The sequence below is a fragment of the Macrococcoides bohemicum genome (assembly GCF_016865215.1).
Taxonomy (GTDB): Bacteria; Bacillota; Bacilli; order Staphylococcales; family Staphylococcaceae; genus Macrococcoides; species Macrococcoides bohemicum.
Genome location: NZ_CP054482.1, coordinates 486099 through 502472 on the forward strand (window position 1 = coordinate 486099; position 16374 = coordinate 502472).

The following is a 16374-nucleotide window of genomic DNA, read 5'->3' on the forward strand; positions in this document are numbered from 1 at the left end:
CAAGTGTTGTGTATTATTTCCTTTGTCTCATGTATAATAAAAGAAAACAACTGATGGAGGCATTCCAATGAAAAAGCAAATTGTAATGGGGATTGTTGCAGGTTCATTATTATTGTCAAATTCAGCACATGCAGAAACTCGTCCAAGTGATTTACCACGTAAAATTCAAAGCTATGAAGCGGTATTGAAACAATCAGTATATGCATTTGATAAAGCAAATTATAATGTGATCAAGTTATACAAAGGTAGAAAAATCACCATAGTTGAACGTAAAGTGTTAGATGGTTATGACTATTTAATAGCGAAAGGTAACATTTATATTCCGATTAATAATAATACTGTAGCTATCAAGAAGAAAGTTGCTGGAAAAGTAAATTACAATACGTATCGCATGTCTAAAACATTACAATCGGAACTTAAGAAACTTGGCCCAAATCATAGAGACTATGCAAATTACAAGCGCGATGCTATCAGTTATGAGAAAGAAATGAAACGTTCTATTGATGCATTCCTACCTTCACTAATAGCAGTGAAACTGCACAAACAAACAACAATTCCTGCAGGATTAGAAGGTCCTGATACAATGACTTATAAGCAGTGGGCATCTTCGAATTATGCACCGAGTCCAGTGAGAAAAGTGACATGTCCGGTTTCAAAAGGTAATAAACTTAATCTATTCAGTAATTCATTTATCAATCACTTCTTTGGTACTAATAGCTATCGCTTAAATACGACTGCCCCTGGTCAATCATTAAACTATGAGAGACCTGTATGTAAGATGACTGGAACAGGCTTTGGCTATTTCTTATCGAATGGGAATGTAGGGTATAGTTTAACTGCAAATTATCCTATGAAAGTGAAACAAACAGCTGTCATTGCAACATATCCATATAGTTATAAAACAATCTTAGATAAATTTGGTAAACCGACATCAGTTAAACACGTCGTTAATAGAGTAGATGAAACACAAGTAACTTATAATGCAGATAAACATAATGGATATAAAGTAATCGTTGGTTTTGATCGATATAAAGGTAATTTAAAATATATGATTAAAGTAAGAGACTAATAACATAAAAAGTATACAAATTAAGCTAAACAAAAAGAGCCAGCTAGGCTCTTTTTTGTGTACCGTATTTTTTAAGACTTGATTTTAGTAATAAAGCGATCACGAGAATTGAGATGACAGTGACAACAAGCCCGCCTTCTAACCCGAAATGACCACCATTAATAATAGACTGATCCATATTTGATTCAGTATTTAATATGGTTGCTGGTAAAGCCTGCCCACTTACTTCATTACCTAAAAATACGCCAAGTGTAATATTCCAGAAGCTATGCGCAGCACCTGTCAGCCAAATATTATCTGACCAGTAGAATAATAGTGAGAATACGATACCTGCCAGGAATAAATTAACAAAGCTAAGGATACTCGTATTCGGATTTAAGAAATGCAGAAATGAGAAGAATGCTGAATTGATGATTATACCAGCAGGCACACCGATTTGATAGCTGATTTTGTTCATCAAGAAACCTCTGGCAATCACTTCTTCAGTTAAACCTTGTATCATAAATAATCCAATCATCCATGTTAAAGTAAACCATGGAATGCTAGGGTTAACCATGCTATGCATTGCACCGAATAGCAGATTGATGAGGTAGACGATAATGATGATTGCCATCCCTAGAAGCAATCCAAATCCATATTTAGAAAATACTTTTTCTTTAAAGAAACCTAATGCCTGTACAGGATGACGATAGGTAAATTTATTGATGATAAGACATGCAACGAGTAAGAAAGGAAAGATTAACAAACTGATGAGCGTACTCAACGGTTCTTCTTGTAATTCAGTAAGTGTTGCCGTTGGATTGAATGCGAGAATAATTGGTACTAATATTAATCCAGCAATGATTTGAACGATAAAGAAAATCGCAAATGCAATAAGTAGTGTCGCATACCATGGAATATTGCTCGGAGATTTTTTAGATAGCGATATACTTTGATTGAAATTCATAAAGCCGCCTCCATATAATTTTACCACTAGTATAGCATAGAAAATTTACCGTATATTGTGGAATTGTAGTATCATAGAATTTGGGTTAAATTTAGAACGGAGATGAACACATGAACGTAAAAAAGATGAGTATTTTATTATCAGTAGCAATTATACTTGTAGCATGTGGTAAAGAGGATACTGCACCGAAAGAAAAAGTGAAGACTGAGCAAAAAGAAAGTGCTGCAGATATCGCCAGAAAGAAAATTAAAGCGAGTCGTGAAAAACATAAATCAAATAAAAATGATTCAAATACGAGTGAAACAGAAACAACTGAAACTGCAGCTACGACTGAAGAAGTAAATACAACTGAAGCGGTAACGACAGAAGCTGTTGTCAAAGTAAATGTTAATAATATAACGAATAGAAATACATTAAGCCAAATTATATATAGTAATGATTATACATATGATGAGAAAATGGCAGCATATCAAAGTGGTGTAGCCAACGGTGTGATTCCGCAAGGCACAAACACTTCATCACCAGCCGCTGCATTTGAAAGTGCGTTACAAGTAGAACGTACAGAAGCACAATCTACGACAGAAGCGCCAACAGCCGCACCGACAGTAGATCCGAATACGGGATTACCAGTGCAGCCTTAGGGGAGTTTGCGATGAAGTATTATGCAAACGGCAGTATTTAGAAAATACAGCCGTATGCGTCATAAAAATAGAGAAACTGGCTTCTGAGCTGGTTTCTTTTTATTGTTAAGTTTAGGAGAAGATTATGGATTTAAAACAAGGTGTGTTTATTAAAACACTTCAACATAAAAACAATTATTCAATAGATGAATTAAAAGTAATGCATGATACTATAAATAACTTAATAGAAATATCTACAACAGAAAATAAGCCCGGTATGCTTCTCGGTCGTATACAATCTGGGAAGACACGTAGCTTTATGGGTTCGATGGCATTAGGGTTTGATAATGGCTTTGAAGTTGTGATCATCTTAACAAAGAACGCTAACGCACTTGCACGACAAACGTATGAACGGCTGCACAAAGAATATGAAGCACTGATTGATCAGGATTATATTTCAGCATATGACATCATGAATCTTCCAGAAGATTTACGTAAGTTTGAACTAAACAAGAAAATCGTCATTGTCGTTAAGAAAGAAAAGAAGAATGTGGAACGATTAACGAAAGCTTTGTTTGAATTGTATCCGGTACTCTCAAAACGCCAGATGATGATTATCGATGATGAAGCTGATTATGCGTCAGTTGTTTATGATAAAGATAAGGATAAGAACTTAACGGAACTCAAGGTCATTGCATCCCAACTCGATCAAATTAAAAGAGAAATTCCTACAGCAGCCTACTTACAAGTAACTGCGACACCGTATTCACTATATTTACAACCGGATAGTGAAGTGTTATCTGCACGTGGTTATCAACCGAAACGACCAGCTTTCACAGTGCTTGTGCCGACATATCAGTCGTATGTTGGTGGGAAGTTCTATTTCGAACAGTCTAAGCTTGAAGGTCCTGCAAGTCACGTCTATCAACCGGTAAGTGAAACCGAACTGGAGCTGTTACGTAAGGAAGATAACCGACGTGTAAAAGATGCATATGTACTTACTACTAAATAATTAAATGGATTACGCAATGCACTGATTAACTTTGTTGTCGGAGGCAAGATTCGTACCCTTCAACAAATAGCTCAACAGGAACGTCCTAAAAAGTATGCTTTTATTATGCATACCATTACGACAAAACGCGCTCATATGTGGCAATATCAGGTTGTATTGAAGATAGAACAGAAGCTCACACAACTCATCGAGGAAGATGAAGCTGCATTTAAATCAATTATTATGAAAGCATATGAAGGGTTTAAGTTATCATCAGAATCAAATTATTTTCCAGATGCAAGAGACGTTTATGAAGCGGTAAAATCAGCATTTCTTGATGAAGAGCTGTTGATTACCATCGTTAATTCAGAACAAGATGTGAATCAATTGCTAGATAAACGAGGAGAACTGAAACTTCGAGCACCACTTAATTTCTTTATTGGGGGTCAAATTCTTGATCGTGGTATTACGATCGGCAACTTAATCGGTTTCTATTACGGACGAGATCCGAAGAAGTTTCAGCAAGATACGGTACTGCAGCATTCACGTATGTACGGGGCACGACCGAAAGAAGATTTATATGTGACGAGATTTTATACAACAAATAGAATCTATGACGTAATGGAACGAATGCATACGTTTGATGAAGATTTAAGGAAAGCATTTGAAACTGGGCGTAATGGGGGAGAAGTTATCTTTATGATGCATGATACAAAGAAAGACATTGTACCATGTAACCCTAATAAGCTTCTGTTGTCGAAAGTCATTACGATTAAAGGAAAGAAACGTTTCTTACCAGTTGGATTTCAGACGAAAAGTCGCAGCGAGATGATGCGTCGCACAAAGAAGCTGGATACAATGATTCAGGAATTACGTAAGTTTGCTATCGATCAAAATAACAAAGATGCACGTCATATACTCGTTCCTGTTCAGAAAGTAATTCCGATACTTAAAGAAATAACGGAATGTCTCATCATGGAAGAAGGCTATGAGTGGAACGTTGAAACCTATAGCGCTATACTCAATTATTTATCAAGGCTACCAGGAAACAATACAGGATATGTCTGGATTGTTACACGTGAAAAGCGTAATATATCACGCTTCCGTCAAGACGGTGTAAGATTTGCAGATCGACCAGATAACGGACAAGATGAACTTAAACAAAGTTATCAGTTTGGCACAACGCATCCAACATTAATGCTGCTCAGACAGAATGGTGATGAAGCACAAGGATGGCGCGGGGGACCCTTCTACTGGCCGGTCATTGTCGCACCTACACAGATGAATACGATTGTATTTGAAGGATAAATTTAAGTAAAGCAACCTTGTAAATGATATACAATTAAGATATATTTAAGGAAAATAAATTTATGAGGAGACCACCATGAAGAAACTAATAGCAGGGGTATTGATTGCATCATCATTAATATACGCACCACAAGTAGATGCGAAATCTAAATCACTTTGTAGCATACCAGGTAAGACGTACGACGCGATATCTATCCATAATGACAAAGATTTAAAAGCAATCAATGCTGGGAAGTACACATTTAAAGGTGTTAAAATCGGGAACACGATGAAATATGTAAAATCGAAGTTAGGTAAACCAGAATCATTCATAGTCACGAAAGATAAAACAGGAACTACCGGTTACTTAATGTACGGAGATTATACGTTAACATTCTATAGTCCGAAACGATTTGTAAGTGATGATACGTTAAAGTTAAGTGCGATATCTATTTTACTTGAAGAAGAAAAGCGTATACTGAAGCGAGACATTGAGTCAGTCGTTGGACCAGCTAAACAATCGAACGTTGAAATAGAAGGTGAAAAGATTGATATATTCAATTATTTAAGTGTACAATACTCACCAATTTCTAAAGGGAAGATAGCAATAATGGCGCATATGATGAAACCTTCATTATATCAATCAGATTCAGTTGTAAGTAAAGATAACTTAGTAGGAAATAAACTTAAAAATTTGAAACCAAAGAAACTTACGATAGCAGAACTTAAAGCATTAAATAATGGTAAGTTTAATTACAAAGGATTAAAGTTTGATGCATCACCTGCTACAATTAAGAAAGCAGCTGGTAATTCTAATTCAGATGAGTATACGAATGAAGAAGATACACATACTTTAACGCAGAGTTATGGTTATAATGACTGGATTGAACTAGATTATACGGCAGATAAATGCGACGGAAAGTATATCTCGGATTATTTAACATTCGATTATAGTAAGCTGAAAGTTACAGAGAAAGAAATGCGTGCAGCATTAGGCAAACCGTCAGACAGCTATACAGATAGTTATGAAGATGATGAAAAGCCAGGAAAAATGATTTATATGAAGACACTTGAATATAAGCACCTTGACGTTAACTTAGAGAAGGTTGGTAAGACGTATTACGTAGATTACATCGATGTGTTTAGATAATAAGAAACACCGTGAATTATTTTTCACGGTGTTTTCTTTTGTCCGTCATAGTTATCATGTATAGAGTAAATGTTATAAATAAAATACTAATAATAAGAAACGCAATATAAAGTATACGGCCAAATGTAGAGGTTGAAATCATAATGCCAACCATACTTAAAATACCGACAAATAAATAACTGAACATCATTAAACAATCGCTAATCAGTATAACCTTGCGCGTAGATCCGTTGTAGAATAGTTCTACTAAATCTTTAACAATAATAGCGAATAAATTCAGTGCAATGAGGATGTAGATGAGATAATCCTCAAGAGGCGCATCAGCAGTATAATGTTTAAAAATATTCACTGATAGAAACGTAATAACAAAAATATTAATATAAAATAGCAATTTACTATTCTTAGTCATTAATAAAGTCCTTTCTAATTTAAACCTTTATATTTCATAATAGATTTTAAATACAGTATACAGCAAACAAGGATTGGAGAATAGGTAAAGGGGAATAAAGAAAGATAATATTTGAAGGCATTGGAGTGAGCGTAATGAAATTAACCATTCAGGCGTTATATGATAAACTGTATGATAATCTCGGACCACAAGGTTGGTGGCCAGCTGATAATCCATTTGAGATTATTGTTGGTGCGATTCTTGTGCAGAATACAAATTGGCGCAATGTAGAGCGTTCTTTACATAACTTGGGAGAGAAGACGCAGTTTGATCCAGATAAAATATTGGCATTAAATATGGAAACGTTACAATCTTGTATTCAACCAAGTGGATTCTATAAGAATAAATCAAAAGCAGTGCATAGTATCTTTCAGTGGCTAAAAGAACATGACTATGACTTTAAAGCGATTGATGCAATGTATGTGGAAAGACTGCGCAGTGAACTACTTACCTTACCAGGTATCGGGCCGGAAACCGCTGACGTGTTACTCGTCTATGTGTTTGACAAGGTCGTGTTTATTCCGGATACGTATACACGTCGATTATTTAAATTATTAGGTCACGCTGGAAGTGATAGTTATAAAGCATTGCAGGAAGCTGTAAAATTGCCAGCAGACTTTACACCAGAACATGCGCAGGAATTTCATGGATTGCTTGATGAGTTTGGGAAACTATATCTTTCGCCTAAAGGGGTGAAGAGTGAGACGTTTTTGGATCAGTATTTTATATGACATTTTAATGATGATTTGCAAAGAATATATATCATTTGTCATATTATCGTTATAATTGATATATAGATAATATAGACAGATGGTGAGCATTGTGAAAAAAATATGGATTGTTCTTTTATTATTTCTTGTGTCTTGCACAAATAAACAAAATGTAAAAAATGAACTTATTATCTACACACCTTATCCCCAATCTTTTATACAGCCAGTAGTTCAGGAGTTTGAACAGTCTACTGGACAAAGAGTACATATCATTCATGATTCTACTCGAAAATTGATATCTGGCATTGAAGATACTGATAAGAAAAAGAGAGGACATGTATTTGTCGGTGGTTCTTTGAGTGAATTAGAAGATAGTAATAAAATTATAGAAGGTGAAATTCATCCATTTATTCTCATGCCTTCAGTCTTTATCATCAACAAAGATTTAATTGGAAATATACAAGTAGATTCCTATTCGGATTTAAAACAACATAGCTTGTACAAAAATTTCAGTTACCCAAATCCAACGTTAACAAATACAGGATTTCAACATCTTCATGCACTTAAAGAATTATATGGAGATGAAGGTGCAAACCATATATTGGATTTAGGTGTACGGTTGGAGAAGACTGCAGAGATTATTGAACACGTCATTTCTGGAAGAAGTTATGTAGGTTTAACATATGAATTTACAGCAATGGATTATATTGATAAAGGCTACCCTTTAAAGATTGTCTACCCCTCCGATGGTACTATAATCAATACGGATGGGATAGTTAAAATAGATGGCCCTGGGCATCCAAAAAGTGAAAAGTTTATTGCATATCTTCGCAGTAAATCAATACAGACACACCTTTCTAATACTTTTCATATAAAATCAGCTCGCCAAGATGTCCCGTTTAAACCATATAAAGTTTTGAAACCTCTTTCTGATATTAATGTCATTCAGAAAGGATTTCGAGATGAATCATAGTTTATTTAAAAGAAAACTTAGACGGACGATTATACTATCAGCAATATTACCGGTATTTCTGCTAACGATGATTGGCTTATTAGCATATTATGCAATTTATATAATGAAGACAGGCTACGAACTTGAACAGACAAATAAGAAGATGATAGAGGTAATTAATAAAGATGAGCCTTTGCTAAAGAAGCGGTTTGATGCTTTTATTAAGGAAATACCAGAATCATCCATTGAAATTAATCGTAATTTATATAGAAAGAGCATTGTAGGTAATCAGAATTATTTATTTTATTTAGATTATAAAGAACATTATACGAATAACTATACAGCTAAACCCAGCATTCCTCTCTATCATAGACAGGAAACTTATAAGCAAGTGCCATATGAACTTGAGGTATCTTTACCAATAGAGTCAATCTCTAAATTTATCGATCAGAATAACTTTGATTATGTGATTACCGATTGCTATGACAACATTTATTATAGTAGTGCACATCACACAACTGGTAAGAAATACTTATATGATGAACAGATGCAGATTACTTCTCTTAATCAACAAAAGAACCTGAAGGTTTATGTTTATCAAGATTTAACTGAAACGATTAATAAAGGTTTAATACTTATTGCAGTGTTATTCATTACATTTATTTTGTTGATATTAATAACTTTATTTTCAAGTAAATTACTCGCCAAACGTCAGACTAAGGATATCGATGAAATTATTGCACGTATCAGACAAGCTCAAGTCAGAGCGTTGACATCATATCAGCCATTAACAGCACCGAGTGAACTCGAAATTATCAATCGATATGTATTTGAATTATCCCAGTTCAATGAACGTTTATTAAAGTCGACGAAAGATTCGAATGAAGCATTAAGACAATCGCAGCTAAAATCATTGGAGAATCAATTCCAGCCACACTTTATCTTTAATACGATGCAAACGATCAACTATATGATTGATACAGATAAGAAGGCTGCTAAGAAGATGATGATCAAACTTTCTTCCATATTACGCTATGCCTTACGTGTAAAAGAATCCGAAGTGACATTTAAAAAGGAAATTGAATATCTCGAAGACTACCTATTCATACAGAATATTCGTTTCGATCAAGCCATTCAATACACGATTGATATCGAGGCATCTCTTGAAAATGTACAGACGGATAAATTACTGATTCAACCACTGATAGAGAATGCGATAAAGTATGGAGCAATCGAAGACGGATTAAGCATTAAAGTTCGTATTAAACAGCTGTTAAATGGAGATATATTTATTGCGGTATATGATGACGGTAAAGGGATGACGAAAGAAAGACTAAAAGAAGTAAGGTCAATGATTCAGCATTATAAATTACGTAACCTTCATATTGGTATGCAAAACATTCATCAGACATTACGCGTTAAGTACGGTAAACATTATGGTATGAAGGTGTATTCAGTATATAATAATGGGACATTGATAACGTTACGCGTGAAAAAGGGGGGGACGTATGTATAAAGTATTGATTGTTGATGATGAACGAATGATACGCGAAGGATTAAAAGCTTCAATTGATTGGCAGAAACTGATGTTTAGTGAAGTGTATCTCGCAAAAGATGGTATTGAAGGACAAGATTTGATTATAAAGCATGAGCCGGATCTTGTTATCACTGATATAAAAATGCCACGTATGAATGGAATTGAAATGATGGAAGCGACACGTCAAATTGATTATCAGAAGCTCATTCTATCAAGTTATGATGACTTTGAATATGCTAAATCAGCGATACAGTTTAAAGTGGTAGACTATTTACTTAAACCAATCGATGAAGACGAAGTGACGCCTCTCCTGCAATCTATTGTTAAGACGTTTCCAGTGAAAGAAAGTAACGTGCCTGAAATATTAAAGCCGGTGTTAAAGCCTGATTATGAAAATTATTATATTAATCAAGCCGTGAATTATATTAAGGGGAATTTACAAGATGAACTAGAGGTAGATACAATAGCAGGTCAACTTAATATAAGTGCTTCTTATTTAATGCGCACTTTTAAACAACATACAGGATTGACCATTAAAGATTTTATTAATCGCTATCGCATATATCAATCTTTAGAACTGCTGAAACGTCATCTCAAAATTTATGAAATATCTGAGCAGGTTGGTTATAATGAATATAAAGCATTCAGCTATAACTTCCATAAATATATGAACATGACACCGAATCAATATATGAAAATATAAAAAAGTCGAGACTGAAGTGCACCCCTAAAGTTGAACCTTAAAATTCAACTTTAGGGGTGCTTATTTTGAATAAAAAGCATGATCTTGATTTTAAATTAAAACTAATCAAAGAATATAAAGAAGGAAATATGGGTTATGATTCATTAAGTAACAAATATGATATCGTTCCTTCACAACTAAAAACATGGACTTACCAATTTGATACCTTCGGTATTGACGGCCTTATATCCAGTATGACCAGAAAGAAATATTCAACAGATGAAAAATTAAGAATCATTCAGTATAGAATTACTAATCAACTTTCATATAAAGAAACTGCTAGAATCTTTGAGATTACTAATCCTACTTTAATAGCTCAGTGGCAGATGAAATACAATCAATATGGTATCCTAGGTTTAGAATCAAAACCGAAGGGTCGTGCGTCTAAAACTATGAAAAATAAAAAGGTTGATAACACTAGTTTAAACGAAAGTGAACGACAAGAATTAATACGCTTACGTGAGGAAAACAGGAGATTAGAAATCGCAATTGCTCTCGAAAAAAAGTTACAATCCTTAGCTCGAAAAAATCAAACAAAGAAATAGTAGCTGCTATTATTGAGTTAAGGAATGAATCTAACTATAAGTTAAAAGAAATATTATCAGTAGCTATGATAGCGAAAAGTGTATACCATTATTGGAAATTACGACTTAGTGTCACTAAACATAAAGACAATTATTTAATTACTTTGATTAAAGAAATCATTAACAAACATAAAAATAGGATAGGTTATCGTACAGTAACCGACGAACTAAGAGAGTTAGGTTTTGTAGTTAACCATAAAAAAGTTCTTAGAATAATGAGAGAAAATAATTTACTTTGTACAAAGTTTAAGCATAGAAATAGAACATATAAGTCGTACAAAGGGAAAGTTGGCAAAACAGCTAAGAATAAATTGAATCGTAGATTCGTAACTAATCGCCCATATCAAAAATTACTTACTGATGTAACACAATTCAACATTAAAAATGGAACTAAGCTATATCTGTCAACAATTTTTGATGTATGTTCGAAAGAGATTATTTCTTATTCAATTAGTAAGCGTCCAACATTGGAATTCGTTATGGAATCATTGTTAAAAGCAATTAATGTAATTCCAGACCTTCCCTATAGAACTACAATCCATTCCGATCAAGGGTGGCAATATCAGCATAAATCTTGGGTACAAACTTTGAAAAAGAATAGAATTATTCAAAGCATGTCTAGAAAAGGTAATTGTCTTGATAATTCTCCGATGGAGAATTTCTTTGGTATTTTAAAACAAGAAATGTTTTATGGAGAAACATTTGATTCTTATGATGAACTAGAAGAGGAGATTATTGACTATATGGAGTATTATAATTTAGTCAGAAAGAAGAGAAAATTAAAAAGCAAGACTCCTGTAGAATACAGAAATCTTGCTTTAATGAAAGTAGCTTAATAAAAAGTTCAACTTTTTGGGTTCACTACAGACAATCTCGACTTTTTATATTTTATCATTACATTCTATTCTATCTTACTTTCTAATCTTCTGATTTTTCTTTCTTCTGCGACTGCCACGATACTAAGTAATATCATACCAAGAATTAATGCAGCATAGAATACGATAAATACGTCAGTCCAGCCATGCAATACATGACCAAATACATTTAAACCTTTACTTTCAGGGTCAGCAATCATAGCAAGACCAATCTTTGCCATAGAATCACCGAAGAGATAACCAAAAGTACCGGTCATACCGTTAGCGACACTTATTGCACGTTTCGGTACGAATCCAACAAGTGAAACACCAATTAATAACTGTGGTCCAAAGATTAATGCACCTAAGCCGAATAGTGAAGCATTGACCATACCTACACTAGTTGCATTTTTATAAAACATAACAACAAATATAATTAAGAACATACACATTAAAGCAACGAGTGCACGTCGTCCTTTAAGGAGGTCAGAAATATATCCCCACATCAGACTCGCTACTAATGCACCAATCTCAAAATAGAAGATTGTATTAACGGCATCTCCAGCATTAAATCCGAGATGCTCTGTAACATATAAAGGTGCCCAGTTATCAATACCGATACGAACGATATATACAAATATATTAGATACACATAAAATCCAGATGATAGGATTTTTTAGAATATAAGTCTTGAAGATTTCCCATTTTGTCATATCTTGAGATACAATATTCTCTTCATCAACAGGTTCTTCAAAAATATCTTCACAACGATTCCACCCTAATTCTTCAGGATCATCTTTACCGATAAAGAGCGTTGCAATACCAATAATTAAAGCTATTACTCCAGGGAAGATAAACATACCGACAACATTACCATGGAAGAACATGTTCGCTCCCCATAATGCTAAACCACCTGCAATAGCACCGCCAATATTATGTGAAGCATTCCAGAAACCGAGATAACGACCACGTTTCGTTCTAGGTGCCCATCTTGAGATAGTAGAATAACTTGCTGGCCCACCTACAGATTGGAATACACCATTCAATCCCCATAATACAATTAAGAACCCAATCGCTGAACCAAAGTAACTCAACGTAAAGCCCATGATCAATACGATGATTGAAGACATAATCAATAAGAAAGAAATAATACGTTTCGTATTTCTGCCATCAATTAAATAACCGATTAATGATTTACCCAATCCATACGTAATACTGAATGCAAGTCCGATGTACCCTAACTGTAATGTTGTAATGCCAAGGTCTTCTTTAAGCATCGGTTGAGCAGCCTTGAAGTTGTTACGAATTAAGTACATAGACATATACGCGAAGAATACTACAAAGAAAGCTTTTAAGAATTGCTTACGCCATTCCTTTCTTTGAACTGGAATTGGAATCCCTTTGTTTGGGACTTTATGAATATCGAAAAAACTCATTTTAATACGCCTCCTTTTATTTGTCTTTAGTGTAAATAAAAATGAAAACGTTTAATATACGATAAAATATTATTTTGTCTGATAAAGTGAACATAACGTAGTTCTAATGCTAAAAAATACTGTAAGTAATTAAGCAGCTCTTTCTATAATGAAGTTAAATTTATAGGAAAGAGTGATTGAAATGACATTGATATTACAACCAGAGTATAAAGAGCGTATATGGGGTGGAAGTCATCTAAAAGCATTCGGTTATAATATTCCAAATGAACGAACTGGGGAATGCTGGGGAATCTCAGCCCATGATAATGGTCCGAATATTATTATGAACGGTGAACATGAAGGAAAGACATTGAAACAGTTATGGGAAGAGAACACAGGGCTGTTTGGCGTACAAACATCTGATAAGTTTCCGCTATTAACAAAGATTCTGGATGCAAATGATGAACTATCAGTGCAGGTACATCCAGATGATGCATATGCAAAAGTAAATGAAAACGGGGAACTCGGAAAGACAGAATGCTGGTATATCATTGATTGTGAAGATGATGCTGAAATAATATATGGGCATCACGCGAAAGATAAAGATGAACTTGTGCATATGATACAAGATGGTCACTGGGAGCAACTCTTTAATACGATTAAAGTGAAACCAGGTGACTTCTTCTACGTTCCAAGTGGTACAGTGCATGCTATCGGAAAAGGTATTCGTATTCTAGAAACACAACAAAATTCTGATACTACTTATCGAATATATGACTATGATCGAAAAGATAGTAACGGTAAGAAAAGAGCGTTGCATATTGATAAAAGTATAGACGTCATTAACTTCAATGAAGTAAATACAGGGTCTAAACAAACAATGTTTGAAATCGATGGCACAGTAATTAAGACCTTTATTTCAAATGAATTTTTTACAGTAAAACAATTGATAATCAAAGATAGATTACACTATTTAAAAGAAAGTGAATATGTATTAATGAGTGTCATTGCTGGACAAGGTGAACTAATAATTGATAAAGATGTATATTCAATAAAAAAAGGAAATCATTTCATATTGACGATAGAAGATAAAGATATTATATTTAACGGAAACTTCGAAATTATAGAAAGCTATGTATGATGAAATAAGTGATGTTAAATATACGCATTAACAGAAAGAGGAGCCTTGAAATGATCACACTACCTGAGATACTCGACAAAAAGACAATTAAACGATTAAAGAAAGGGAAATTTCATTATAATGGTGCGAAGCTTACGATGACGTATAAACAGATCAAGGACAGATTAGGTGATGCACTGAATGATAAGCCAAGCTCTGATTACCCCGGAAATAAAATGTATACAGCAAAAGATTATCCTGAAGAAATTACCTTCGGGTTTGCCGGAAAACCTAAATGGAAGAAGAATCAATTAAAGTTAATCACGATTGATTATAATCATTTAGACCGATTTTATGATTTGAAAGCGAAAGATATTAGAAAAGTCTGGGGAAAACCTGATAAGAAAAAGAAAAATTCTTTCGATTGGGATGATGAAGGTGTATTCGATACGTACACATATCGTTATGGACATACATGGTTATGGTTTGATAAAGAAAAGAATCTTTTTGCGATGACATACTTAAATAGAAAGTTACAGAAGAAGTGGGGGGAGATATAAGATATTTGTATTTATTTACAAAAATAATGCTATAATTGTAAATAAATACAAGGGGGTTGTTGTGATGAAGAAAGCGTTATTATCAGCACTATTGTTATCAGGTCTTGTAAGTCAGGTCAATATCGCAGATGCAAAGGGAGAAGTTAAGCCATGTTACACTGCGAGTAAGGTGCAGGTTAAAGCACCCAATATGTTAGAGCGTAAGACAATTAATGTAATAAAGTCTGGGCAATACAGTTTTGATGGTATCAAATTAGATATGACTTATCCAGCGGTGAAGAAGGTATTAGGTAAACCAAAGATGGAAATGGTTGAGCAATATCAATTCGGAAAGATGGTTACTTTAAAATACAATCATTTGAAGCTTACATTATTCTCTAACGACCGCTATGCGAAACCAGATACAATAAAAGTGATCGGCATCACTTATGATTTCCCGAAATATAATAGATTTGATATAAAACAATTGCAATCGAAGTATGGCAAACCTGAAGATATTACAACGGGTGCAAATGATAAAGATGTTAATTACAATAACTACAACTTAAAGTATAAAAAGTCAGGTAAATCATGGTTACTCAGTTCTATAGATTTAATGACAAAAAATGAACCAGTTATTGATGAAAATACTATGGCAAAGAATCATAAAAAGACAAAAATAGCCCATACTGGGGAGTATACCATTACGAATTCAGATATTAAGAATATGGCCAAAGGAACGTTTGCATTAAAAGGTGCAAAGTTGAATATGACAGCCACTGCTGCAACGAAAGCAATAGGACAGGCACTTGAAGATCGAACGATTATGACGCCAAATGGAACAGATGTATTTCAGGAATATGCGTTCGGCTCAGTGCATGTAAGATATCAATCTAAAGATTGTGCTTCATCACCAGTGCTTAAACAAATGATATTTGATTATGATAAACGTGGTCTATCTTTTAGTAAGATTGAAAGCTTAGTTGGAAAAGCAGATCAAACAGTGGATGGCAAAGTTGATACTACGTACGTTGGCAATAAAGAAATTAAAGTGAAAACAAGAACAAACACTTACGGTCATTTAATTGCAATAGGTCAGTATTATAAAGGTGCGTGGCGTGTTACAGAAGTGCAGTATAAATAGAAATAAATTTTTAATTAAGGATAAAATATTAAAACCCAAGAGATTACTTAGTAATTTCTTGGGTTTTATTTATCCCTTAGTAGTTGTATATTTACATATTACACGTATCTACATACCACATTTTAAAATTATATTTTACTCAGTGTGTTTAAAATTTCCGTATAGTAATTAACACTAAGACATGTTTATTTAATTTAAATTTTTAAAGAGATTTAATTCTTTGCAAGAAAATATTATTACTAATGTGTATAATTGTATGTAATATG

General features: G+C 33.8%; 16 protein-coding genes. 14 read left to right on the forward strand and 2 right to left on the reverse strand.

Going from position 1 to position 16374, the window contains the following annotated elements:
* The first annotated feature begins 67 nt into the window (after window positions 1–67).
* Complete coding sequence (locus HT586_RS02645; RefSeq protein WP_203546178.1) at window positions 68–1069, forward strand: hypothetical protein; 1002 nt, start codon at window positions 68–70, stop codon at window positions 1067–1069.
* A gap of 43 nt (window positions 1070–1112) precedes the next feature.
* Here the strand turns inward: HT586_RS02645 and HT586_RS02650 are convergent, their stop codons facing one another.
* Window positions 1113–2015 carry a CPBP family intramembrane glutamic endopeptidase gene (locus tag HT586_RS02650; RefSeq protein WP_203546179.1) on the reverse strand — a complete coding sequence of 301 codons (903 nt, stop codon included), beginning with the start codon at window positions 2013–2015 and terminating at the stop codon, window positions 1113–1115.
* A gap of 110 nt (window positions 2016–2125) precedes the next feature.
* On the opposite strand from HT586_RS02650, the gene HT586_RS02655 reads away from it, so the two are divergent.
* The 10 genes from HT586_RS02655 (at window position 2126) to HT586_RS02700 (ending at window position 11872) form a co-directional block, all read left to right on the forward strand.
* A complete protein-coding gene (locus tag HT586_RS02655) occupies window positions 2126–2656 on the forward strand; it encodes a hypothetical protein (RefSeq protein WP_203546180.1) in 531 nt (176 codons plus the stop codon).
* A 124-nt stretch (window positions 2657–2780) separates the two neighbouring features.
* Entirely contained in the window at window positions 2781–3647 is an 867-nt protein-coding gene (locus HT586_RS02660) for a DEAD/DEAH box helicase family protein (protein WP_203546181.1), read from the forward strand.
* Between the two features lie 21 nt (window positions 3648–3668).
* Window positions 3669–4934 carry a Z1 domain-containing protein gene (locus HT586_RS02665; protein ID WP_203546526.1) on the forward strand — a complete coding sequence of 422 codons (1266 nt, stop codon included), beginning with the start codon at window positions 3669–3671 and terminating at the stop codon, window positions 4932–4934.
* A 76-nt stretch (window positions 4935–5010) separates the two neighbouring features.
* Entirely contained in the window at window positions 5011–6063 is a 1053-nt protein-coding gene (locus HT586_RS02670) for a hypothetical protein (RefSeq protein ID WP_203546182.1), read from the forward strand.
* A gap of 543 nt (window positions 6064–6606) precedes the next feature.
* Complete coding sequence (locus HT586_RS02675; RefSeq protein ID WP_203546183.1) at window positions 6607–7242, forward strand: endonuclease III domain-containing protein; 636 nt, start codon at window positions 6607–6609, stop codon at window positions 7240–7242.
* Between the two features lie 91 nt (window positions 7243–7333).
* On the forward strand, window positions 7334–8194 hold the full coding sequence (locus HT586_RS02680; RefSeq protein WP_203546184.1) for a substrate-binding domain-containing protein: 861 nt from the start codon (window positions 7334–7336) through the stop codon (window positions 8192–8194).
* Window positions 8184–9689, forward strand: a complete 1506-nt coding sequence (locus HT586_RS02685; RefSeq protein WP_203546185.1) for a sensor histidine kinase — start codon at window positions 8184–8186, stop codon at window positions 9687–9689. Before HT586_RS02680 ends, HT586_RS02685 begins: the two co-directional genes overlap by 11 nt.
* Entirely contained in the window at window positions 9682–10413 is a 732-nt protein-coding gene (locus HT586_RS02690; RefSeq protein WP_203546186.1) for a response regulator transcription factor, read from the forward strand. Before HT586_RS02685 ends, HT586_RS02690 begins: the two co-directional genes overlap by 8 nt.
* A gap of 56 nt (window positions 10414–10469) precedes the next feature.
* On the forward strand, window positions 10470–10997 hold the full coding sequence (locus tag HT586_RS02695) for a helix-turn-helix domain-containing protein (RefSeq protein WP_203545509.1): 528 nt from the start codon (window positions 10470–10472) through the stop codon (window positions 10995–10997).
* A gap of 11 nt (window positions 10998–11008) precedes the next feature.
* Window positions 11009–11872 (forward strand): IS3 family transposase, encoded by an 864-nt coding sequence (locus tag HT586_RS02700; RefSeq protein ID WP_232618444.1) that lies wholly within the window; start codon window positions 11009–11011, stop codon window positions 11870–11872.
* Window positions 11873–11937: 65 nt separating this feature from the next.
* Here the strand turns inward: HT586_RS02700 and uhpT are convergent, their stop codons facing one another.
* Window positions 11938–13326: a hexose-6-phosphate:phosphate antiporter UhpT gene (uhpT, locus tag HT586_RS02705; protein ID WP_203546187.1), complete on the reverse strand. Its 1389-nt coding sequence runs from the start codon at window positions 13324–13326 to the stop codon at window positions 11938–11940.
* A 181-nt stretch (window positions 13327–13507) separates the two neighbouring features.
* Between uhpT and manA the strand changes: the two genes are divergently transcribed.
* The 3 genes from manA (at window position 13508) to HT586_RS02720 (ending at window position 16108) form a co-directional block, all read left to right on the forward strand.
* Entirely contained in the window at window positions 13508–14446 is a 939-nt protein-coding gene (gene manA, locus HT586_RS02710) for a mannose-6-phosphate isomerase, class I (RefSeq protein WP_203546188.1), read from the forward strand.
* 50 nt (window positions 14447–14496) lie between these two features.
* On the forward strand, window positions 14497–14985 hold the full coding sequence (locus tag HT586_RS02715) for a hypothetical protein (RefSeq protein WP_203546189.1): 489 nt from the start codon (window positions 14497–14499) through the stop codon (window positions 14983–14985).
* Between the two features lie 64 nt (window positions 14986–15049).
* Window positions 15050–16108, forward strand: a complete 1059-nt coding sequence (locus HT586_RS02720; protein ID WP_203546190.1) for a ubiquitin family protein — start codon at window positions 15050–15052, stop codon at window positions 16106–16108.
* Window positions 16109–16374 lie beyond the last annotated feature (266 nt).

Excerpts from the sequence above, each read along its gene's own strand:
- HT586_RS02655 (WP_203546180.1), top strand. The coding sequence starts at position 2,126 with ATGAACGTAAAAAAGATGAGTATTTTATTATCAGTAGCAATTATACTT.
- HT586_RS02675 (WP_203546183.1), top strand. The coding sequence starts at position 6,607 with ATGAAATTAACCATTCAGGCGTTATATGATAAACTGTATGATAATCTC.
- uhpT (WP_203546187.1), bottom strand. The coding sequence starts at position 13,326 with ATGAGTTTTTTCGATATTCATAAAGTCCCAAACAAAGGGATTCCAATT.
- HT586_RS02715 (WP_203546189.1), top strand. The coding sequence starts at position 14,497 with ATGATCACACTACCTGAGATACTCGACAAAAAGACAATTAAACGATTA.
- HT586_RS02645 (WP_203546178.1), top strand. The coding sequence starts at position 68 with ATGAAAAAGCAAATTGTAATGGGGATTGTTGCAGGTTCATTATTATTG.
- HT586_RS02670 (WP_203546182.1), top strand. The coding sequence starts at position 5,011 with ATGAAGAAACTAATAGCAGGGGTATTGATTGCATCATCATTAATATAC.
- HT586_RS02690 (WP_203546186.1), top strand. The coding sequence starts at position 9,682 with ATGTATAAAGTATTGATTGTTGATGATGAACGAATGATACGCGAAGGA.
- manA (WP_203546188.1), top strand. The coding sequence starts at position 13,508 with ATGACATTGATATTACAACCAGAGTATAAAGAGCGTATATGGGGTGGA.
- HT586_RS02685 (WP_203546185.1), top strand. The coding sequence starts at position 8,184 with ATGAATCATAGTTTATTTAAAAGAAAACTTAGACGGACGATTATACTA.
- HT586_RS02720 (WP_203546190.1), top strand. The coding sequence starts at position 15,050 with ATGAAGAAAGCGTTATTATCAGCACTATTGTTATCAGGTCTTGTAAGT.
- HT586_RS02650 (WP_203546179.1), bottom strand. The coding sequence starts at position 2,015 with ATGAATTTCAATCAAAGTATATCGCTATCTAAAAAATCTCCGAGCAAT.
- HT586_RS02660 (WP_203546181.1), top strand. The coding sequence starts at position 2,781 with ATGGATTTAAAACAAGGTGTGTTTATTAAAACACTTCAACATAAAAAC.